This is a genomic window from Rhodococcus globerulus NBRC 14531 (assembly GCF_001894805.1).
GTDB classification, from domain to species: domain Bacteria; phylum Actinomycetota; class Actinomycetes; order Mycobacteriales; family Mycobacteriaceae; genus Rhodococcus_F; species Rhodococcus_F globerula.
Genome location: NZ_BCWX01000004.1, coordinates 159772 through 181070 on the forward strand (window position 1 = coordinate 159772; position 21299 = coordinate 181070).

Genomic DNA, 21299 nt, shown 5'->3' on the forward strand with positions numbered 1-21299 from the left:
CCCGAATCAGGTTTCACCTCGACGGAAGATCTTGTTGCCCAGCCAGACCAGCGGATCATAACGCCGATCCACGACTCGTTCCTTCATCGGGATGATTGCGTTGTCGGTGATCTTGATGTCCTCCGGGCACACCTCGGTACAGCATTTGGTGATGTTGCACAGACCGAGTCCGGACTGGTCTTGCGCGGCGTCCCGACGGTCTGCTGTATCGAGAGGGTGCATTTCGAGTTCGGCGATCCGAATGAAGAAGCGGGGGCCGGAAAACGCCTCCTTGTTGTCCTCGTGATCGCGCACGACGTGACAAGTGTTCTGACACAGGAAGCATTCGATGCACTTGCGGAACTCCTGCGAGCGGGCGACGTCGATCTGCTGCATTCGGTACTCACCGGGAGCCAAGCCGGGCGGCGGTGTGAACGACGGGATCTCGCGTGCCTTCCGGTAATTGAACGAGACATCGGTGACCAGATCACGGATGACCGGGAATGCGCGCATCGGAGTCACAGTCACCACTTCGTCCTCCGCAAAAGTCGACATCCGCGTCATACACAGCAGCCGCGGACGCCCGTTGATCTCCGCTGAGCACGATCCACACTTGCCCGCCTTGCAGTTCCACCGCACCGCGAGATCCGGAGTCTGCGTGGCCTGCAACCGGTGAATGATGTCGAGCACCACCTCCCCCTCGTTCACCGGAACCGAATAGTCCCGCAGCTCACCACCATCGGCATCGCCGCGCCACACCCGGAAACTCGCGTCGTAGCCCATGTCAGGTTTTCCTTCCCGGATGGCCGGCAAGTTCGGCGTCCGTGTAGTACTTCGCCAACTCGTCGATGTCGAAGAGCGCCAAAAGGTCCGGTCGCATCGGCGATTGCGGCTCGGAGGTGACCTGCACGTCGGGAACAACGACATCCGCTCGCCCGGCGACCGCTGCATCCACAGCGCACACCAGCAGGGTGTTGCGCCACTGCGCAGCCATCGCCGGGTGATCGCCGCGAGTATGTCCGCCCCGGCTCTCGGTGCGCAGCAGCGCGGCTTTCGCGACACATTCGCTGACCAGCACCATGTTTCGCAGATCCACAGCCAGATGCCATCCCGGATTGAACTGCCGATGCCCCTCCACCACAACCGAATCGATCCGTCGTTTGATGTCGTCGAGCGTGCGCAGCGCGCGGTCGACTTCCTCAGCGGTGCGGATGATGCCGACCAAGTCGTTCATCGTCTGCTGCAGTTCGGTGTGCAGGGTGTACGGGTTCTCGAGGGCACCGGCGTCACCCTGAGGTTCGAACGGCGAGAGCAACATCCGTGACGCGGCATCCACGTCGCCGTCCGCCACGACGGGCCGAGCAGGCAGCGACTTCACATAAGTCGCGGCGCCGAGGCCGGCGCGTCTACCGAACACGAGCAGATCCGACAGCGAATTTCCGCCCAGCCGGTTGGACCCGTGCATTCCGCCGGAGCACTCCCCCGCCGCGAACAACCCCGGTACGTTCGACGAACCGGAGTCTGGGTCGACCTCGATCCCGCCCATCACGTAGTGGCAGGTCGGACCAACTTCCATTTGCTCTTTTGTGATGTCGACGTCCGCGAGTTCCTTGAACTGGTGATACATCGACGGCAACCGGCGCTTGATTTCCTCGGCCGGCATCCGGGACGCGATGTCGAGGTACACACCGCCATGCGGGGTTTCGCGTCCCTCCTTCACCTCGGTGTTGATGGCGCGAGCCACCTCGTCGCGGGGTAGCAGATCGGGGGTGCGTCTGTTGTTCTCCTGATCCTCGTACCACCGATCGGCTTCTTCTGCCGTCTCGGCGTACTGGCCCTTGAACACCGGCGGGATGTAGGAAAACATGAAGCGGTCGCCGTCGCAGTTCTTGAGCACCCCTCCGTCACCGCGTACGCCCTCCGTCACGAGAATGCCTTTGACGCTCGGCGGCCACACCATGCCTGTCGGGTGAAACTGAACGAACTCCATGTTGATCAAGTTGGCGCCCGCGCGAAGTGCCAGCGCGTGTCCGTCCCCGGTGTACTCCCACGAATTGGATGTGACCTTGAACGACTTGCCAATTCCGCCGGTAGCCATCACCACGGCCGGTGCTTCGAACAGCACGCACCGTCCACTCTCACGCCAGTATCCGAAGGCACCGGAAATACGGTCGCCGTCCTTCGTCAGTTCCGAGATGGTGCATTCCGCAAAGATCTTGACGCGCGCCTCGTAGTCTCCGGTGGCCGCGAAGTCTTCCTGCTGAAGCGAGACAATCTTCTGCTGCATCGTCCGAATGATCTCGAGTCCGGTGCGGTCACCGACGTGAGCGAGCCGCGGATACGTGTGACCACCGAAGTTGCGTTGACTGATTCGCCCGTCCGGCGTCCGATCGAACAGTGCGCCATAGGTTTCGAGTTCCCATACCCGATCCGGCGCCTCACGCGCATGCAGTTCTGCCATTCGCCAGTTGTTGAGGAATTTGCCACCGCGCATCGTGTCCTGGAAATGCGTCTGCCAGGTGTCCTTCTCGTTGGCATTGCCCATCGCGGCAGCGCACCCACCCTCCGCCATGACGGTGTGAGCCTTGCCGAACAGCGACTTACAGACCACGGCAACAGAGAGTCCTTGCTCTCTGGCCTCGATCACCGCGCGTAGTCCGGCTCCGCCGGCTCCGATCACCACGACGTCGTAGGTGTGCCGTTCGACTTCGGTCATTCACTCTCCCTGAAGAATTGGGTGGTCAATTGATCAGACGTAGGTCGTCGATCGTGCCGCTGGCCACGAGCATGATGTAGAAATCGGTGATCATGAGCGTGCCGAGCGTGGTCCACGCCAGCTGCATGTGCCGCGTGTTGAGTTTGCTCACCTGCGTCCACAACCAGTAGCGGATCGGATGTTTCGAAAAATGGGTGAGCCGTCCACCCGTGACGTGACGACACGAATGGCACGACACCGTGTAGGCCCACAACAAGCACACGTTGCCGACGAGGATCAGCGTGCCGAGACCCATCCCGAAGCCACCGTCTGCTCCGTGGAAAGCCCGAATCGCGTCGTAGGTATTGATGATCGACACAACAACCGCGACATAGAAGAAGTACCGATGCGAGTTCTGGATGATCAGCGGAAGTCGTGTTTCACCCGAGTACGCGCGATGTGGTTCTGCGACCGCACAGGCAGGCGGCGACAGCCACACAGACCGGTAATAGGCCTTGCGATAGTAGTAGCAGGTCAGCCGGAATCCCAGAAGGAACGGCAGCACCAGGAACCCGAGCGGAATCCACATCGGCAATTCACCGATCGGTGTGCCGAAATCGCTGGAACCCGGCGCACACGAGTCGCTCAGGCACGGAGAGTAAAACGGTGTCAGGTAGTGATAGTCCGCGACCCAGTACGCGCTGCGGACGAACGACCGGATCGTCGCGTAGACCAGGAAGACGGACAATCCCAGTACGGTCAGTAGCGGCGCTCGCCACCACCGGTCCGTTCTCAGCGTGCGTGCCGCAATGCGAGCACGCGAAGAAGCACCGACCCCACTCGAATCGATCGGTGGTGCACTCATCCGTCGTGCTCGGTCGGGTGGCCGCCGATACCCTCGTCATCGGCGCCCTGCCACATCGACGCGTCGTACGGTGTGTCGGGCACGGGGATTCGTTCAGCCTGTTCGTGATGGGTCAGGTGCGGCGGCGATGCGTCAAGATCGCCGGAGTCGATCTCGAGCCGCTCCAGATCATTGACCAACCGGCGGACCTGCGGCACGTCGCCGTACAAGGACCGCAGCGAACCGACACAGTGACGGAGATGGTCGATGGTGCGCTCGAGTTCGAGCATTTCGGTGGTTGACATAAATCTCTCCAACCGATCGGTAGAAGTGGTGACTCATATCGGCTTCGACAACCGGGTCGCTGTACCTCCTGCGCGTGAAAGTTGTGTTCCTCGCATCAGCGGGTACCCCAATTGCGGTAGTTCCACCCGGCTTGCTCGCGTGTTCTACTGAAAATGTTGTTTTATCGGTGACGGCCTCATGTGCCCCCAGGAGAACGATGACCAAACTGGATTCCACTGACGCGGAAAAGAACGACGGCAGAGCGATCAGAGCCTTTCGCCTGCCTATCTTCACGGTGATCGCATTGGCGATCTTCGCCTTTGTCGCGGGCGGTTTCGGCGGTTCGTTCCAGAGCAAACTCGCAGAGGTTCAGAAGAACGACAACTCGTCGTATCTTCCGAGTTCTGCGGAGTCCACCGTCGTCGCAAATGAATCCGCGAAATTCCTTCCGGTGGAGACCATTCCTGGGTTTGTCGTATTCCATCGGGATTCCGCGCTGACCGATGCGGACAAAGCTGCTGTCGAATCTGCACGTCAAGCCATTTCCCGAGTACCCGGCGTCGATGCCGACGGGATGCAGCCAACTCAATTCTCCGCCGACGGCACCATTGCATCCATTTTCGTTCCGCTGATCGCCAAGGACGACGGCGCCGCGGTGTCCGGTGAGGACCTGGCGGCAACCGAACAGAAAGTCCTCGACGCGGCCGAGCAGGCTGCCGGCGACATGGAAGTACTACCGGCCGGTCCTGGCGGGCTCCTGGTGGCCTTCATCGACGCTTTTGCCGGCTTGGACAGTGCGCTCCTCGGCGCCGCCTTACTCGTTGTCATCCTGATTCTTCTAGTGGTCTACAGATCGCCGGTGCTGTGGTTCTTCCCGCTGTTCTCGGCGCTCCTGGCAATCGGCTTGTCGTCGATGGTGATCTACTTCCTCGCGAAGGCCGAGATCCTGACCTTGACCGGTCAATCTCAAGGAATCTTGTTCGTACTCGTGATCGGTGCGGGCACCGACTATGCGCTGCTGCTCATTTCGCGTTACCGCGAAGAACTTCACAGCTACCCCAATCGATTCGACGCGATGATCCGGGCGTGGCGTGAATCAGCGCCCGCGATCACAGCATCGGCTGTCACTGTCGTTCTCGGACTGCTCTGCCTGACCTTCTCGCAGTTGAACTCCAACAAGAGCCTCGGCCCGGTGGCCGCGATCGGGATTGCCTGCACGTATCTGGTGATGATGACGTTCATGCCGGTTGCACTGGCGGTGGTCGGCCGCTGGGTGTTCTGGCCCCGAACTCCACGCGTCGATCACGCCGCAGATCTTGCGACGCACGGCATGTGGGGCAAGATCGCGACAACTGTCGGCAATAAGGATCGCTCGTTGTGGATCGGCGCGTCGATCCTGCTCATCGTGTTGTTCGCGGCCGGAATCGGAAGCCTGAAAACCGATGGGCTGACCGCGGCCCAGAACTTCACCAACACTCCGGACGCCGTTGTCGGGCAAGAACTCTACGATTCCGCGTTCGACCCGGGAGCCGGTGCCCCGGCCGTCATCACTGCGAACGCGGATCAGTCCGATGCGGTCATCAAGGCGGCAAGCGCTGTCGAGGGTATATCCCAGGACGCCGGGTCCGTATGCACGCAAGTCGACGTGGCGAAGGTCAGCGAATTGATCAAGACCAATCCAGCGGCCGTCGCCCAGGCAGCGGCCGCCGGCTGTGCCCCACCAGGCTTCACTGCCCCGCCGATCAACGGTCGCACCATGATCAACGCGATGCTTGTCGATTCATACGACTCGCCACAAGCACTCGAGACGATCAAGCGTCTCCGGACCGCTGTACACGCAGTTCCAGGCGCCGACGCTCTTGTGGGCGGCAGCACCGCAACCACACTCGACGTTCAAGCAGCGTCTGTGCGCGACCGCAATCTCATCATCCCCATCGTGCTTGCGGTTATCTTCGTTGTTCTTGCGCTACTGCTTCGCGCGCTGGTCATTCCCGTAATTCTGATTGCAACGGTGGTCCTTTCGTTTGCGGCCACCTTGGGCGTCAGCGGCTTCTTCTTCACTCACGTCTTCGGTTTTGCAGGCGCAGACCAGTCGTTCCCGCTCTACGCGTTTGTCTTCCTCGTAGCGCTGGGCATCGACTACAACATCTTCCTGATGACCCGTGTTCGCGAGGAAACGGGTGAATTCGGCACTCGCGCAGGTGTATTGCGCGGACTTGCCGTCACAGGCGGCGTCATCACCTCGGCCGGGATCGTGTTGGCGGCAACGTTTGCCGTCCTGGGAATTCTTCCACTGGTCTTCTTGGCCGAGATCGGTTTTGCCGTTGCGTTCGGCGTGCTGTTGGACACGATCATCGTGCGCAGCGTCCTGGTTCCCGCTCTGTCCCATGACATCGGCAAGAAAATCTGGTGGCCATCTAGCCTGGCGACCTCGAAAGACTGACTAGAGAAAAGCTTCTTTCGTCCACAGATGAAACAACGCGTAAGCGCGCCACGGTCGCCATTGCTCCGACAATGCCGCAGCTTCCTTGCCGGACGACACACCCAACGCGCGTTTGAGAACCAGATCATCCGGCACAAACGCGTCCCGATCTCCGAGGATCCTCACGGTGAGATAGTCGGCAGTCCACGGCCCGATTCCTGGCAGAGCTAGAAGATCAGCACGAAATCGCACTGGGTCGGCATCCCAGCCGAGATCAAGATACCCGGCAGCGGCAATCGCCAAGGCGTGCACCGTTCGTGCACGCGCACTGGTCAATCCGACAGCTTTCTGTATCGCCTCCGGGGAACTGGCCGCTACAGACTCCGCCGATGGGAAGGCCGAGAACTCGTGATTCACGGGTAGTCCGAACGCTCCGACAAACCGTCCACCAAATGTTCGCGCCGCCCCCAGCGAAACCTGCTGCCCCAGAACAGTCAGCACCGCAGTCTCGAAACCGTCGACGCTACCGAGCACACGTAACCCTGGCCGGGCCGAGATCAGCGGAGCCAGCGTCTTGTCCGACGCCAGCACCGCCTCCCACACACGATGATCGCCGTCGAGATCGAGCCACCGCCGAACAACCGACTCGAGCTGAGCAGCGTCCGTGTCCCTGTCCGCACTCACCGACACACAATCGTCGTGCCATGACACCGACACGATCACGGGACCGGTCGGCAACGGCACGACACGCACATGAACCCCGTCGTCGTGACGTTCCAATCCGGCTACCGCATGGGCCTTCAACGCGCCGATCAACGGCTCCGTCGCATACGGCGGCATGAACGGAAGAGTCAGCGTCGCAGCCTTGTTCATTGCCGCGATTCCAGGTCCAGCAGTACGGCCTTGAGCTCCGGGCCGCCCGCGTACTGGCCCAGGCTTCCGTCACTTCGGACAACTCTGTGACATGGCACCACCAACGGCAATGGATTCTTCGCACACGCCGTGCCCACCGCCCGCACTGCACGCGGGCTACCCGACGCCGCGGCGACCGTCGAATAGCTTGCGGTGTGGCCGTATTCGATCTCCGGAAGCTGGCGCAGCACTTCACGCCGAAATCCCTTTGCCAGCTGGAAATCCAAATCCAGGTCGAATTCCCTTCGGGCGCCGGCAAAGTACTCGTCCAGCTCCCGGGCAACGGCGTCGAGCCTGCGCGGATGATGCAGGACACGAGGACTGACAGTATCGGCCAGCCGTCCAAGCACGACGTCGTGCCCCTCGACGGCAAACGCCACCCGCACCAATCCGACGTCCGTTGCAGCGAGGAGCAATTTCCCGATCGGCGAATCAACGATCCGATAGGCAACATCGATCAACTGCGCCGCCGCAGCGGCATCAGCCAGCCGTGAGTGCAGTCGCGCCAGCGCTTCCGGGTCGGACGCGGGGAGTGCGCCGAACACATCAGCTTCGGTAGTCATGATCGGCTCCCTTCCGGAATGGTGTTGGTTAAGTATGTTTTTCGCAGGGACGCAATACCGTCGGAGCCGGCCTTCCTCGCGGCGGACGGAGTACTGCCCAGAATCTCGGCGATCTCCGCGTACGGCAGCCCGCCCAGGAAGTGGTACGCCACCGACGCTCGCTGCTTGAACGGCAGTCGTTCGAGTGCATCCCAGAGTTCGTGATTCCAGGTTCCCGGAAGGCCGATACGCGTCGGCAATTCCGGAAGGTCGTCGGTGGGAATCGCGACGCGCCCTCGTACTCGCACGATGTCGATGGCTTTGCGGTGCGCAATGGTCACGAGCCATGCCTCGACATTCGCGCCGGGATCCAGGTCCGGATAGGCACGCATTGCCGCCAGGAAGGTCTCGGACCACGCGTCCTCCGCGTCGACCGGACCGACCACAGCGCGGCACACCCGAAGCACCACCGCCCCGTGCTCTGTGACGACGTTCTCGAATGGTTTCAGTGCCACGATCGGTAAACGCTCGCATCACGAGATATGTGAGTTCGTTCCATCAGAACAGCACGTCCGAGACTCCACCGGACTCCTGCTCGAGCAGAAAGCGCTTGCGGTCGAGACCGCCCGCAAAGCCCGTCAGGCTCCCGTCACTACCGACCACGCGATGGCAGGGCACGATGATGCTGATCGGATTCTTACCGTTCGCCGCCGCGACAGCACGAATCGCCAGAGGGTTGCCAAGGGTTTGCGCGAGGTCCATATAGGACCACGTCTGCCCGTAGGGAATTGTCCGCAGCGCATCCCACACTCGTTGCTGAAACTCCGTGCCCGACGGATCCAACGGCAACGAGAACTCGGTTCGCTCTCCGGAAAAATACTCGTCCAACTGTTCCCGGACAGCACCGAAATTCGCGGGTGAGCTGTCCCCGAAAGTCGACTCGTTCGGCTTGTGCCGATGCTCTGCCATGTAGAGACCGCACAACCCGTTTGCCGTCGCGACCAGTGTCAACGGCCCGATCGGCGACTCGATCACTGTGTGGGTACGGTTATCCGCCATGTCTCGATCCTTCCAGGTATCGAGTAGCGACGGCCACGATGTGGGAACGCCAGCGCCTGAGCTACTCATATCTCGAAGACGCCCCGACTCACAGGAATGTGAGAAATGCCTGCACTTCCGACCATTATCAGGCAGTATCGAGTGATGGCTCTAGTTTTGCCGGGACGTTCCAGCCTGGTCCACTCCGTCAGCGATGTGGTGCACTGGTCGCTGTCGACGGTCGCTTTCGCGCTCACGCTCCCTGCCCGCCTCGAGGCGCTGTTGGTGAGCGTCGAGAGACTGGTTGCGCGAATCAGCCAGATAGCCGAGAACGCAGACCGCGTCGTAGTCGGCGCAGCTTCCGTCACTGTTCGCGCCGAGACGTTGATCGAAGCCGTCGAGCAAACATCTGACATCGCACAGCAACTTCTCGAACTGTACGAACCCATCGCAGTTCAACTGGCTCCGTTAGCTGCCAGGTTTGCGGATGATCTCAGCGAATCCGAAGTCACTGCCGCCATCACGCTGATCGACAAGCTCCCGGAACTCACCGAGCGGGTCACTGCCGTCCTGCCGATTCTCGCCACCTTGGACTCGGTCTCCCCCGAAGTCCACGAACTCCTGGGGGTCGTCAAAGACCTGAAACAGGCGATCGTCGGTGTTCCCGGGTTCCACTTCTTCCGCAAGCGTGGCGAGAATCGGCCGGGTTGATCAGGCCCCGTAGCCTTCGGTACCGGCTCGGGTCATCACGATCTTGGGGACCACTGCCCTGGCGGACAAACGTAGCAACCCGTCGACCAGTTCGACGATGTCGTCGACTTTGATCATCGATTCCGGCGTAATCCGATCGTGCGTCCACGCCGACATGTCGGTGTCGACGTATCCCGGAGCAATTGCCGTGCCGCTGATGCCGTTTCCCGATTCTTCGGCGTTGAGCGCCTCGACCATCGAGATCAACGCCGCTTTGGTCGCACCGTAAACACCCAAACCGCTTTCGGCGTACACCCCGGCAATTGATGCCAGCGCAACAACCTTTGCTCCGCCACTCGGATGTGCATCCGCTGCCAGGCGCAGGAACGGCAACGACGCCTGAAGCAGCGCCAACGGCGTCCGCAGATTCACTGCGAGCGTCTTGTCGAAGCGCTTCATGGGGTAGTCCGCGATCCGCCCACTGGTTCCCACACCAGCGTTGAGAATGAGTGCACGCATCGAACCGAATCGATCACCGTGGGCGGCAACCAATTCCGCCGAAAATTTCTCGTCCGCCATATCACCGGCCAACACCAGAACGTCGGGCGAACCGGCGCGGCGCAGTTCCTCGGCAACTGCGTCGAGTTTCTCACTGTCTCGCGCCGTGATAGTCAATCCGTATCCGAGCGTCGCGAGACGCGTCGCAATGCCCAGCCCGATGCCTTTGGACGCGCCTGTGACGAGCGCCGACGCACTCACGCAAACTTCCCGTTCAACGCGTTCAGTCCCGCCGAGATCAGTTCGGGTACAGCCGTTCCCGCACTCTCGAAACCACCACCGACTGTCGCGCCGGCCCGGAAACGATGATCGATCCCCTGGGCGACAACGGCCAGCTTGAAGAATCCGAGTGCCATGTAGAAGTTCCAGTTGCCGAGATCCCGACCCGAGACGCGCGAATAGCTTTGGGCCAGATCGACAACAGACGGCAATGACGAACTGGTCCAGGCTGCCGGCTCCCCGAGAACCAGGTCCAACGCGGAATGGCGATACACGCACATCATGGCGATGTCGGCCAAAGGGTCACCGAGAGTGGACAATTCCCAGTCCACTACTGCCGCGACCTTCGTGACATCGTCGGCAGCGAGGATCGTGTTGTCGATCCGGTAGTCACCGTGGACGATCGACGACTCGGAATTCTCCGGAATAAGTTCCGAGAGCGCAGAAGCCAAGCGGTCGACGTCCGCGGAATCCTCGACCTTCACCCGCGACCACTGACCGGCCCACAATTTCACCTGCCGGGCGACGTACCCGTCGGGACGCCCCAATTCTCCGAGGCCGACGGCGTTGTAGTCGACATCGTGCAGCGCCGCAAGTACACGCACCAATTCATCGACGCAGGCCGTGACCTGTTCTGCCGGAAGAGCATCCAGTTCCGACTTCGTCCGGATCACCTTGCCTTCGATGAACTCGACGACCGTGAACGTCGCACCCATCACCGACGCGTCCTCGCACAGGGCGACGGTGGGAGCCACCGGCACCGCAGTGTTCTGCAGTGCCGACGTGATGCGGAATTCCCGCGCCACATCATGAGCCGACGGCGTCAATCCCGCAGTCGGAGGGCGGCGCACAATCCAACTCGATGCGTCGTCGTAGATCCCGTAGGTGAGGTTGGACTTGCCGCCGGAGATCAGTTTCGCACGGAGATCTCCGCTGACCGCGACGTCCGAGTCGAGCAGGTACTTCCGCAGGGCAACCAGGTCGAGACCGGGAAACTCAGTCATCGCGCACCGTCTCGAGCAGCTCGACGTGCCGCGCCCACAACTCGCTTCGCGATTGCCCACCGATGAACCTCGGACGGTCCGTCGTACACGCGGAACGGGCGGACCTCGCGGGACAGGCGCGCGAGAGGCAAGTCGTCGGACACACCGATACCACCGCACATCTGGATGGACCGATCGACGATACGGAAGATCGCCTCCGCTGCATACGTTTTTGCGATCGACGTGGAGTTGCTTGCATGTCCACCCTGATCCAGCTCCCAGCACGCTTGAACCAGCAGCGCGCGAGTGGCCGCGATGTCGATTTCGTTGTCCGCGATCATCTTCTGGATCATCCCGAGGTCACCGAGCTTGGAACCGAATCCTTCACGCTCCGCCACCCGGGCCACGGCGATGTCGTGCCCCCGACGCGCGGCGCCCAGCCACCGCATCACGTGTGTCATGCGGGCGGGGCCGAGACGCACCTGTGCGTAGGCGAAGCCCTGGTCGACCTCGCCCAGAACAGCCTCGTCGGGAACAAAGAGATCTTCGAAAGTGACCTCGCAGTGGCCACCGATCATGGACTTGTCGAGGGTTCCGATATGACGACCGACGATCAATCCCGGGGACTCTGCCGGCGCGAGAAACATTGTGGCACCGCCACGTTGGCCGGGTTCACCCGACGTGCGCGCCATGATGATGAAGAAGCCTGCGCCGTCAGCGCCGGTGATGAACCACTTCTTGCCGTTGATCTTCCAGCCACCCGGGGCCTTCTCGGCGCGGGTGTTGAGGGCCGACGGATCGGATCCGGCACCGGGCGCCGGTTCTGTCATCGCAAAAGCCGAACGCTTGTCACCACGGGCGAGCGGCGCGAGGAACTGTTCCTTCTGCGCCGCGCTTGCCACGTGGGCCAGCATGTGGACGTTGCCCTCGTCCGGGGCGGCGATGTTCAGTGCGGTCGGACCGAACAGTGAGTAGCCGGCCTCCTCGAATACCGGCGCACGATCACTCATGTTGAGCCCGTGCCCGCCGTATTCGATCGGCGCATGGGGAGCGAAGACGCCTGCAGCCTTTGCCGCGGTCTGCATCTCGATGCGAGTTGCGTCGCCGCCTGCAACGGCAATGTCGCCGCCGTGCTTGTCCTCGATCGGGAGAACGACATCCCGAGTGAAGGCGCGCGTCTTCTCGATCAGCGCGGTCACCTCCGGCGCATACGTCAGATCGATTGCCACCATCCACCTCCAAGTGAGACCGACCGAGCGATCGCTCGGTACCAGCACTCTCGCACATGCCGACTCATCGGGTCAACAATCTTCGAGCAATGCCTCCGAATGATCGAGGCGACCGGCAACCACCATGTCCCGGTACAGGTCGTCCTTGTTCATGAGCTCGTCGTGGTTGCCGATGTTGCGAATCCGGCCGGCTTCCATGACCACGATCCAGTCGGCGTCGCGCACGGTCGAGAGTCGATGTGCGATCGTCACTACAGCCCCGGTGCGCGCACGTTCGTTGATCGCATCGACTATCGCGGCCTCGGTGAGAGTGTCGACCTGGGCAGTGGCTTCGTCGAGGAGGAGCAACGCACTCGGCCGCAGAACTGCACGTGCCATCGCGATCCGCTGACGTTGGCCGCCGGACAGCGACGTGGCGGTCAGAGCGGTGTCGAGTCCGTTCGGCAGGGCCTCGATCGCGTCGTCGAGCCGGAGCAGACGTAGTACTGCCTGCACCTCGTCATCGGTCGCGTCGGGATGACTGAAGACCACGTTCTCTCGGATCGTTCCCGGCACCACCGGCGTCTCCTGCTCGACATACGCCAGGCTTTCGCGCACTGCTCGGTGATCGAGCGCGTTGTATCCGACTCCGCGCAGAAGAACCTCACCGGCTCCTGGTTCGACAAATCGCAGCACGGTCGAGAGCAACGTGGTCTTTCCTGCACCCGACGGTCCGACGATCGCCATATGTCCCCGCTGCGGGATGACCAGCGAGACGTCGCTCAGCGCGGGCTCGGTCGAGCCGTGGTAGCTGACCGTGACGTTGCGCAATTCGATCAACGGCGCGACCGGGTCGGTTTTCTGGACAACTCCCAAGGCGACGTCATGCGTCTCCGTAGGCATCGACTGCATCTCTCGAATCCTGATGGCTGCCGCGATTCCCGACTGAACAGAGGTGACGTTCTGCGCAAGCTCCGAGACCGGACCCATCAGCGTGAAGGCGTAGAGCAGAAAAGCGATGAGTGTGGAGACTGCCATTTCACCGTCGGCGACGCGCCAGGCACCGAACCCCAAGATGGCAATGATCGACCCTTGAATGGCGGTCCACGCGACAGTCCATGCGGTCGCGGATACTCGAACCGCTGTGACTGCATGCTTTTTTGCATCGGCCGCATTGTTCGTCACGAGAGCGCCGACTCGGTCCTCCGCGAGTGACACCTTGACCGTCCGGATTGCTCGCAAACCACCTTCGAGAACTCCACCGAGCTTGCCGAGCGATTCCTGGGTTCTGGCCTCCGCTGCGGAAATCCGGGGCATCAGAACGGCAAAGAGGATGGAGGCGAACACGATTGCCACCATGGTCACGCCCAGCAACGGCAGATCGAGAACACCCATCAGGACAATCGTTCCGATGGTCAGGGCGGCGGCATTGAGAATGTTCACCGCGGCTGACGACGCGGCCTCGCGCAACAGCAAGGTGTCCGACGTGACTCGGGTGACCAACTCTCCCACCGACCGCGATTGCAACGAGGGCACGGTCGCGGCCAGGAACCGCCGGACCAGCGAGGACCTGGCGTCGAACACGACCTTCTCGGCGGCAGTGCCGAGCACGATCCATTGAGCGCAGCCGAGCACTGCGCCCACCACGAGAAGGACGACCAGTGTCAGGATCGGCCCTTGCAGCGAAGCGCCGGTGTCGAGCGTATCGAGAACCCACTTGGTGACCATCGGCGTCGCCAGCGTCGCCGCTGAGCCACACAGGGCCAAGACCAACCCGAGCAGGAGCGACGCCAGGTGTGGGCGAGCGAACTCGGCGAGAACGCGGAGATTGCTCCATTTCGGCGTGGATTTGCGAACGTCAGATTCGAGCATGAATTTATGGAACACGAATGTTCCAAAAAGGGCAAGGGAATTCCGATACGGAAAGACTGGATACCGAAACCGGACACGGCTACGCTTCGAATTCGTGACAACGATCCACAGCGCACCAGAACAAAGCGCAACCCGCGAGCGCACTCGCAAGGCAATCCTCGATGCCGCCATTTCAGTGTTCGCGTCCAAACCCGCCGCGACGCTCAGCGAAATCGCATCGGCCGCAAAAGTCGGCCGGACCACCCTGCACCGCTACTTTCCCGAACGGTCAGACCTGGTCGAAGCTGTCGCGTCAGAGGCCACCCACGCCGTCGACAAAGCTGGCGCAGCGGCGAGACTCGGTGATGGCACCGGTGCCGAAGCACTGGTTCGCCTGTGCCACGAGTACTTCGAACTGGCCGACCTTCTGACGGTCCTGTTCTTCACACCCGGTGTGTATCAAGAAGATTCCTTTGCCGAATCCGCATCCAACGACAGCGGAGTCAGCGACGCCATCGAACGTGGACACTCCGACGGTTCCATCGATCCCGACATGAGTTCGGACTGGGTACAGAACCTGCTGTGGTCGCTGCTCTACACATCCATGGACTACGTCAATCGTGGCGCAGGCACCCGACTGCAAGCGTTGGATCTGACGGTTCGCAGTCTCCGTCGCGGAATTACGCCCGATCCCGCGGGCTAGGCCGTCACCGCCCGAACCCAAAGGAGTCAGCCATGCCAACTCACCCGCTCGATCGTCGCGTTCTCCTGAAGACCGCCCCGAACTTCCGCGACCTCGGCGGCATTGCCGTTGCAGGTGGCACCGTCCGTCCGGGCGCGCTCTACCGTTCGGCGACGCTCGCGAAACTCGACGGCGACGACGTTGCCGCGGTCGCCCGCTTGGACATTCGGACTGTGTACGACCTGAGGACCGCCGCCGAGCGCGACGGCGCACTCGACAATCTCCCCGACTCGACACGGACGGTCTGGCTCGACGTACTCGCCGACAATGCCCAGAACGCCGCAGCCACCGGACTACTCATGACGGACCCGGCCGCGTACGCCGAGACGATCAGTGGCGGGCGTGGGATCTCGCAGATGGAGGAAGCGAACCGCAACTTCGTCAGCCTGCCATCCGCGGCCTACCGCACGTTCTACCTCGACCTCATCGACGAAAAACGCACTGGGGCAGCACTTTTCCACTGCACCACCGGCAAGGATCGCACCGGATGGGCCGCAACCTCCTTCCTGCTCCTACTCGGCGCCGACGAAGCCGATGTACGCGCCGACTACCTGCAGACGAACACCGACCTGGCACCCATGACGGCACCGATACTCGACTTCGCCGCAAGCAAAGGCGTCGACGCCGAACTGCTCCGGCCCCTCCTCGGCGTCCGTGACAGCTACTTCGACGCCGCCCTCGACGAGATGCGCACACTCTTCGGCACCGTCGAGGACTACGCAATCAACGGACTCAAGCTCACCGCAGAGCAACTCACCGCGCTCCGCGAGCGGTTCACATCACGATCGGGCTTCATCAGCGCGACGTGATCGGGGCCCTGACCGGACAGGCATCTTCGCCCTCGTCCCGCTCCTTCGGGCGATTGCCCACCCGGGTGACCACGACGACGGCGAGGATGCCCACCGCCAAGCCGAGCGCGGTGAACGGAGTGAAGGATTCCCCGAACATCAGCGCACCCCAGACCGCGGTGACGGGAGCGATCAAGAACATCAACGTATTGACGGACGTAATGCCGACCCGACGGAGCAACAACCAGTACAGGCCGTAACCACCGAAGGTGGACAGCACGATCAACCAGAGCAATGCGATCCAGAATGTGTTGACACTCGGCGGTACGGCATTTCCGGAAGCGACCGCTAGAGCCGTGAAAACTATTGCGCTGGTTGAGCAGTGGATCGCAAGAGCTTGCAGCGGTGGTGTGGACATGGGAGCGCGTTGTTCGACGAAGGTGGATGCAACCAGGCTGAGCATCCCCAGGAACGGGATCGCGTACGACCACCACGGCGCCGCTGTACCGGCTCCGGCGTCGGCGGCGGTGACCATCGCGACGCCGCCCAGCCCGATCACCAACCCGACCCACTGTGTGCGCGGGACTGCGACACCGAGGACCGGGCCGAGCAGCGCGGCTGCCACCAGCGGCTGAATACCGTCGATCAGCGCAGTGGTTCCGGTGTTCACGCCGAGCTCGATTGCCCAGTACACAGACAACAGGTAGCCGCTCTGGGAGAGCATCCCGATCACCACCTGCCTGCCGAGAGTCCGCGGGGTCGGCATCATGTTCTGACGCCGGGCGGACAACCAGACAATCGGGACGAGTACTGCGGCGAGCGGGAGGAACCGCCACATCAGCACCGTGGGGATCTCGGCGCTGCCCGCGCCGAGTTTGGCTCCGATAAATCCCGAACTCCAGCACGCGACGAACAAGACCGACAAGGTAGCCGTCACGGCAGATCTCGGGATCGCGATCCGAGGTATACCGATCTGTTTACTCATGCCTCGACTATACAGATCGGTATACTTTTGGCCATGGCAGAGGAATCCGTACCCGAGTTGACTCCGAAAGCGCGTCGCATCCTGGAGTCGGCGTCGAAGTTGTTCTACGAACAGGGGATTCACGCCGTAGGTGTGGATACCGTCGCACTGGACGCCGGGGTCACGAAGAAGACTCTGTACGAGCGGTTCGGCTCGAAGGACGGTCTCGTCGTGGAATACCTGAAGGACCGAGATCGGCGGTGGCGAGCCTTTCGCGACAAGAAGCTGGCATCAGCCGGCAACACTCGCGCCGAACAGTTGAGTGCGGTGTTCGATGCTTCCGCCTCCTGGTCCAAGGCGAGCGGAGGCAAGGGGTGCAGCATGATCAACGCGCACGCCGAGTTCAGTGATCGCTCACATCAGGTGTTCGCTGTTATCGCCGACCAGAAGCAAGAAATGATGAATCTCTTTCGGCGCATCCTGGCGACAGAAGGGCAGGCCGACCAACGCCTCGTCGAGTCCCTCATGCTGCTTCACGAAGGTGCCCTCGTCGCAGACGGGATCGGTATAGGCACCGACCCCTTCGGCGTCGGCCGGGACGCGGCCCTCGAATTGCTGAAGAACTCCAGGTGATCGCCGCGCTACATCCCCACCCGCTTCGCCCCCACCGTTACTTCCCCACCCGCTTCGCCCCCACCGTGCACCTCGCAATCCCCAAATACCGCTCCACCAACTCCTCCGGCGACAATTCACCATCCGGCCGATACCACTGCGCCACCGCCACGCACATCGTCACGACGGCCCGACTCGCGTCCACTGGATACTCGGCGTCGAATTCACCCGCTCGAACTCCGTCGAGAATGATCCGGTCGACCTGCTTCTGCTGTTCGTCACGCTGAGCGATGTAGCTTGCCCGACCCTCCGGTTCCATACTCCGAAGCTCCGAAGACGCGATGAACGACTGCTCCCGTCGAAACATGTGGAACCGCAACAGTGATTCGATCACCGCGTCGAAGCGATCCGACGGATCTGCGCCGGCTTCGATCTCGGCGGCACGACTGCGTTCGAGCAACTCGCCCATCACCACCGTGGTCAAGCCGACGAGCAAGGCCTGCTTCGACGGATAGTGGTGGTACAGACCTGGCACCGAGAGCCCCGCTCGCGCTGCGATGTCCCGAATCGAGGCCCCGTGGTACCCCTGCTCGACAAACGCTTCCAGTGCCGCCGCGAGAGGCTTGGACAGACCCAGGTCTTCGTAGTGTCGCCAGGATTCGGGCATAGCAGGCTCGTTTGTCATAACCGTTACCGTAGATCCACTTGCGCCGACACCGAACATGTCACCGTCATTGGTTACAGTCGATGTCCACCGATAAACAAGGGACCAGTCATGATCCACGTTCGCCATTCCGCGGTTGCCGCCGTACCCGTTGACGTCGCGTTTGCCTACATAGACGACTACCGGAATGTCGTGAACTGGATGTACGGCGTCTCCGAGTTCTACCCCGACGGCGAGTTCGATCAAGGTCTGGGCGCAACATTCGACGCCGCAATCCAAATTGGTCCGAGCACCGTGCGCTCGAAGCTCGAAATCACCGAGTGGGAGAAAGACCGCATCATCACACTCTCGTCACTGGGAGATGTCGCCAATTCGTCTACCTGGGAATTCACGCGGGTAGACGACACCAAAACCGAGTTGGCGGTCGATTTTGCCTACAAGCTGCCCGACGGTCTGGCCGGCAAAGCCCTCGGCCTCGTAGTGGGTCCGTTCATCGAGAACGCGGTCCGCAACAGTGAGGAAACTCTGCGCCAGAATCTCGAAGCGGAGTTCGCACGCGGAACCCGCTGAGCCGCTGCTACCGCTGCAATCGGAGCGCGTTTGCCCAAATCTGGGTAGCGGTCTTGACCACTTCTTCGAAGGGCACCGGCTTGCCGTCTGAGCCCGGTTCCTCAGACACGAACACGCTGTAGGCGAAGCGGCTCACCATCGACGAGAGTGCCCGCGACGCCAACAACGGATCCAGCGACGTGTCGGCCTTCCCTTCCGTCTGCAACCGCTCGATGGCTTTTGCATTGCGCGTGATGAAGGTTGCACCACGATCGCGTCGTAGTTTCGCGAAGGCCGGATCGATCTGTGCCACCTGCTCGAGCAGACCCATCAATTTGGCATTGCGTTGGAAGGCAATCAGGTACGCGCGGTTGCTCGACTCGAGCACAGCGTAAGGGTTGTCCGCGTCGCGGACGCGACCCATGCCGGGGTGCAGCATGTCTTCCTGCGCGACTTCGAGGACAGCGGCAAAGATCTGCTCTTTGTTGTCGAAGTACGTGTAGAACGTGCCCGTGGAGCAGTTCGCTTCCTTCGTGATGTCGGTCAGCCGGGCGTCCAGGTACCCCGCTCGCTCGAACACCGTTCGGGCTGCCGCAACCAGAGAAGCCCTGGTCCGGACCCCGCGTGCCGTCACCGGGAGGTCACGTAAAAGCTCCGTTGCAGCCATGGACGGCGGCGGACGGTCTTCCCAGTTCTCCGAGGGGTCGGCGTTTGAAGTCACCTGCTACTTATACGGCAAACGGGATGACCTCCCGTCATCGACGTCAGGTGATCGTGATCCCGCCGTCGACGGCAATGGTCTGGCCGGTGACGTATCCGCCGGCCGGGGAGGCCAGCCACACCATGGTTGCCGCGAGTTCTTCCGGATCTCCCATTCGACCCATGATCAAGCGGGGAGCCATCGATTCGAGGTAGCCGTCGTTGTATTGGTCGGTCATTTCCGACTTGAAGAATCCCGGCGCGATGGCATTGACACGGATGCCCTTGCGGGTTCCCCACTGCTGAGCCAGGTCGCGGGTCAATCCGACGATGCCGGCTTTGCTGGCTGCGTAGGCGGCCTGCGGCAGTCCCGCCGTGGTCAACCCGAGAATGCTGGAGATATTGACGATGGAACTGCCCGGCAGCATCACTCGACCGCACGCCTGCGCAGCCCAGTACGAACCGTTGAGATTGATGTCGATGACGGAACGAAACTCGTCGGGAGTTTCACGGGTTGCCGGAACCGCGGTTCCGACGCCGGCGTTGTTGACGAGTACGTCCACGCGACCGAACTTCTCCATGGCTGCGTCGACCATGTGCTGGGCCTGTGCCGGATCGACAATGTCGGTGGCCACACACAACGCTTCACGGCCTGCATCACGCACGAGCTTGGCGGTGTCTTCGAGCTTGTCGACGCGCCTGGCTGCCAGCACGACGTCGGCTCCCGCCTCAGCTGCGGCTTTTGCAAATGCCACCCCGAGACCCGACGACGCACCGGTCACGATGACAACTCGATCTGTCAGAGAGAACTTGTCGAGAACAGACATACGCGGTGATGCTCCTGTGGTCGAAGGGCTCGGGAGGAAATAGCGCTTGCGGTCGAAACTACAGGCCGAGGTCGCGGCCGATGAGTTCCTTCATGATTTCGTTGGATCCGGCCCAGATCTTGGTGACGCGAGCGTCCATCCAGGCGCGAGCAGCCCGGTACTCGGTCATATAGCCGTAGCCACCGTGCAGTTGGACGCAGTGATCGAGGACCTCGTTCTGTACCTGCGCGGTCCACCACTTTGCCTTGGCTGCGTCGATGGCGGTCAGCTCGCCGGCCGCATGGGCGGCGACGCAGTTGTCGACGTAAGCCTGGGTGACCTCGACGCGGGTCACCAAATCTGCGAGCAGGAATTTGTTCCACTGCAGCGAGCCGATGGGCTGACCGAAAGCCTTGCGGTCCTTGGCATATTGCAGCGTTTCCTCGAGAATCGGAGCAGCGTGCGCAATGTTGGACACTGCAGCGCCGACGCGTTCCTGCGGCAGCATTTCCATCATGTGGATGAAGCCGCGGTCGATCTCGCCGATGATGTTGGTGGACGGCACGCGAACGTTCTCGAAGAACAGTTCCGCGGTGTCGGACTCGTGCTGGCCGACCTTGTCGAGCTTGCGTCCGCGCTCGAAACCGTCCATGCCGGTTTCGACGGCAAAGAGGGTGATGCCCTTGGACTTCTTCTCGGGGCTGGTGCGGGCTGCGACGATCACGAGATCAGCGTTGTAGCCGTTGGTAATGAAGGTCTTGGAGCCATTGATGATCCAGTCGTCGCCGTCCTTGACCGCCGTGGTCTTGAGCGAGGCGAGGTCGGATCCGCCGGAGGGCTCGGTCATGCCGATTGCGGTCAGCATTTCGCCGGTGCAGAACTTGGGCAGCCAACGCTGCTTCTGCTCTTCGGTGGTGAGCTGAACGAGGTAGGGAGCAACAACGTCGGCGTGGATGCCGAAACTCGAAGCAACCGCTGCACTTGCGCGCGAGAGTTCTTCTGCCAGCACCGCGTTGAAGCGGTAGTCACCGGCTTCGCTTCCGCCGTACGCCTCCGGGACCTCGAGACCGAGGAAGCCGTTGCGTCCCGCTTCGAGCCAGATCTCGCGGTCGATGAAGCGCTGATCGATCAGCTTCTCTGCGACCGGAAGGATGTTCCGGTTGACGAATTCGCGAGCCGATTCGCGAAACGCCTCGTGATCGGGTCCATACAGAGTGCGACGCATGAGGAGTTGCTTCCTTTCGGTGCG

The 21299-nt window shown here is 61.8% G+C and carries 23 protein-coding genes; 6 read left to right on the plus strand and 17 right to left on the minus strand.

Annotation, left to right across the window (positions count from 1 at the left end):
* Window positions 1-6: 6 nt before the first annotated feature.
* From RG2_RS21240 to RG2_RS21255, 4 genes are read right to left on the minus strand one after another with little or no spacing between them, the layout of a single operon-like run.
* Window positions 7-762, minus strand: coding sequence for a succinate dehydrogenase/fumarate reductase iron-sulfur subunit (locus RG2_RS21240; protein WP_033233402.1), 756 nt, complete (start codon window positions 760-762; stop codon window positions 7-9).
* A 1-nt stretch (window position 763) separates the two neighbouring features.
* Window positions 764-2695, minus strand: coding sequence for a fumarate reductase/succinate dehydrogenase flavoprotein subunit (locus RG2_RS21245; protein WP_033233403.1), 1932 nt, complete (start codon window positions 2693-2695; stop codon window positions 764-766).
* Window positions 2696-2720: 25 nt separating this feature from the next.
* Window positions 2721-3539 (minus strand): succinate dehydrogenase subunit SdhC, encoded by an 819-nt coding sequence (sdhC, locus tag RG2_RS21250; RefSeq protein WP_033233404.1) that lies wholly within the window; start codon window positions 3537-3539, stop codon window positions 2721-2723.
* Window positions 3536-3823 (minus strand): Rv0250c family protein, encoded by a 288-nt coding sequence (locus RG2_RS21255; protein WP_033233405.1) that lies wholly within the window; start codon window positions 3821-3823, stop codon window positions 3536-3538. Before RG2_RS21255 ends, sdhC begins: the two co-directional genes overlap by 4 nt.
* Window positions 3824-4020: 197 nt before the next feature.
* Between RG2_RS21255 and RG2_RS21260 the strand changes: the two genes are divergently transcribed.
* Window positions 4021-6246 carry an MMPL family transporter gene (locus RG2_RS21260; protein WP_033233406.1) on the plus strand — a complete coding sequence of 742 codons (2226 nt, stop codon included), beginning with the start codon at window positions 4021-4023 and terminating at the stop codon, window positions 6244-6246.
* On the opposite strand, the gene RG2_RS21265 is transcribed toward RG2_RS21260, so the two are convergent.
* From RG2_RS21265 to RG2_RS21280, 4 genes are read right to left on the minus strand one after another with little or no spacing between them, the layout of a single operon-like run.
* Window positions 6247-7098 (minus strand): DNA-3-methyladenine glycosylase family protein, encoded by an 852-nt coding sequence (locus RG2_RS21265; protein ID WP_051730403.1) that lies wholly within the window; start codon window positions 7096-7098, stop codon window positions 6247-6249. It abuts the gene before it with no gap.
* Window positions 7095-7700 (minus strand): methylated-DNA--[protein]-cysteine S-methyltransferase, encoded by a 606-nt coding sequence (locus tag RG2_RS21270; protein ID WP_033233407.1) that lies wholly within the window; start codon window positions 7698-7700, stop codon window positions 7095-7097. Before RG2_RS21270 ends, RG2_RS21265 begins: the two co-directional genes overlap by 4 nt.
* Window positions 7697-8194 carry an RNA polymerase sigma factor gene (locus RG2_RS21275; protein ID WP_033233409.1) on the minus strand — a complete coding sequence of 166 codons (498 nt, stop codon included), beginning with the start codon at window positions 8192-8194 and terminating at the stop codon, window positions 7697-7699. Before RG2_RS21275 ends, RG2_RS21270 begins: the two co-directional genes overlap by 4 nt.
* Window positions 8195-8237: 43 nt before the next feature.
* Window positions 8238-8738 carry a methylated-DNA--[protein]-cysteine S-methyltransferase gene (locus tag RG2_RS21280; protein WP_033233410.1) on the minus strand — a complete coding sequence of 167 codons (501 nt, stop codon included), beginning with the start codon at window positions 8736-8738 and terminating at the stop codon, window positions 8238-8240.
* Window positions 8739-8882: 144 nt separating this feature from the next.
* Between RG2_RS21280 and RG2_RS21285 the strand changes: the two genes are divergently transcribed.
* Window positions 8883-9428, plus strand: a complete 546-nt coding sequence (locus RG2_RS21285) for a hypothetical protein (protein WP_033233835.1) — start codon at window positions 8883-8885, stop codon at window positions 9426-9428.
* On the opposite strand, the gene RG2_RS21290 is transcribed toward RG2_RS21285, so the two are convergent.
* The 4 genes from RG2_RS21290 to RG2_RS21305 form a co-directional block, all read right to left on the minus strand.
* Window positions 9429-10166, minus strand: a complete 738-nt coding sequence (locus tag RG2_RS21290) for an SDR family NAD(P)-dependent oxidoreductase (RefSeq protein WP_033233412.1) — start codon at window positions 10164-10166, stop codon at window positions 9429-9431. It lies immediately after the preceding gene.
* Entirely contained in the window at window positions 10163-11188 is a 1026-nt protein-coding gene (locus RG2_RS21295) for a phosphotransferase family protein (RefSeq protein ID WP_033233413.1), read from the minus strand. The genes RG2_RS21290 and RG2_RS21295 overlap by 4 nt, the downstream gene beginning before the upstream one ends.
* Entirely contained in the window at window positions 11185-12396 is a 1212-nt protein-coding gene (locus RG2_RS21300; RefSeq protein ID WP_033233836.1) for an acyl-CoA dehydrogenase family protein, read from the minus strand. Before RG2_RS21300 ends, RG2_RS21295 begins: the two co-directional genes overlap by 4 nt.
* Window positions 12397-12468: 72 nt before the next feature.
* The gene (locus tag RG2_RS21305; protein ID WP_051730404.1) at window positions 12469-14247 is read right to left on the minus strand and encodes an ABC transporter ATP-binding protein; all 1779 of its coding nucleotides are present in this window, start codon (window positions 14245-14247) and stop codon (window positions 12469-12471) included.
* 94 nt (window positions 14248-14341) lie between these two features.
* Between RG2_RS21305 and RG2_RS21310 the strand changes: the two genes are divergently transcribed.
* The gene (locus RG2_RS21310; RefSeq protein ID WP_033233415.1) at window positions 14342-14929 is read left to right on the plus strand and encodes a TetR/AcrR family transcriptional regulator; all 588 of its coding nucleotides are present in this window, start codon (window positions 14342-14344) and stop codon (window positions 14927-14929) included.
* Between the two features lie 32 nt (window positions 14930-14961).
* Complete coding sequence (locus tag RG2_RS21315) at window positions 14962-15777, plus strand: tyrosine-protein phosphatase (protein WP_033233417.1); 816 nt, start codon at window positions 14962-14964, stop codon at window positions 15775-15777.
* Here the strand turns inward: RG2_RS21315 and RG2_RS21320 are convergent.
* The gene (locus RG2_RS21320; RefSeq protein ID WP_230590085.1) at window positions 15764-16741 is read right to left on the minus strand and encodes a DMT family transporter; all 978 of its coding nucleotides are present in this window, start codon (window positions 16739-16741) and stop codon (window positions 15764-15766) included. The genes RG2_RS21315 and RG2_RS21320 overlap by 14 nt on opposite strands.
* Window positions 16742-16774: 33 nt before the next feature.
* Between RG2_RS21320 and RG2_RS21325 the strand changes: the two genes are divergently transcribed.
* Entirely contained in the window at window positions 16775-17353 is a 579-nt protein-coding gene (locus RG2_RS21325; RefSeq protein WP_033233419.1) for a TetR/AcrR family transcriptional regulator, read from the plus strand.
* Window positions 17354-17390: 37 nt separating this feature from the next.
* Here RG2_RS21325 and RG2_RS21330 read toward each other — a convergent pair whose 3' ends face one another.
* The gene (locus tag RG2_RS21330; protein WP_033233838.1) at window positions 17391-18017 is read right to left on the minus strand and encodes a TetR/AcrR family transcriptional regulator; all 627 of its coding nucleotides are present in this window, start codon (window positions 18015-18017) and stop codon (window positions 17391-17393) included.
* 90 nt (window positions 18018-18107) lie between these two features.
* Between RG2_RS21330 and RG2_RS21335 the strand changes: the two genes are divergently transcribed.
* Window positions 18108-18566 carry an SRPBCC family protein gene (locus tag RG2_RS21335; protein ID WP_033233420.1) on the plus strand — a complete coding sequence of 153 codons (459 nt, stop codon included), beginning with the start codon at window positions 18108-18110 and terminating at the stop codon, window positions 18564-18566.
* Window positions 18567-18573: 7 nt separating this feature from the next.
* Here the strand turns inward: RG2_RS21335 and RG2_RS21340 are convergent, their stop codons facing one another.
* The 3 genes from RG2_RS21340 to RG2_RS21350 all read right to left on the minus strand — a co-directional run bounded on the left by RG2_RS21340 (window position 18574) and on the right by RG2_RS21350 (window position 21275).
* Window positions 18574-19212 carry a TetR/AcrR family transcriptional regulator gene (locus tag RG2_RS21340; RefSeq protein ID WP_045065096.1) on the minus strand — a complete coding sequence of 213 codons (639 nt, stop codon included), beginning with the start codon at window positions 19210-19212 and terminating at the stop codon, window positions 18574-18576.
* 97 nt (window positions 19213-19309) lie between these two features.
* On the minus strand, window positions 19310-20071 hold the full coding sequence (locus RG2_RS21345; RefSeq protein ID WP_033233423.1) for an SDR family NAD(P)-dependent oxidoreductase: 762 nt from the start codon (window positions 20069-20071) through the stop codon (window positions 19310-19312).
* Window positions 20072-20129: 58 nt separating this feature from the next.
* Window positions 20130-21275 carry an acyl-CoA dehydrogenase family protein gene (locus RG2_RS21350; protein WP_033233424.1) on the minus strand — a complete coding sequence of 382 codons (1146 nt, stop codon included), beginning with the start codon at window positions 21273-21275 and terminating at the stop codon, window positions 20130-20132.
* Window positions 21276-21299: the final 24 nt, after the last annotated feature.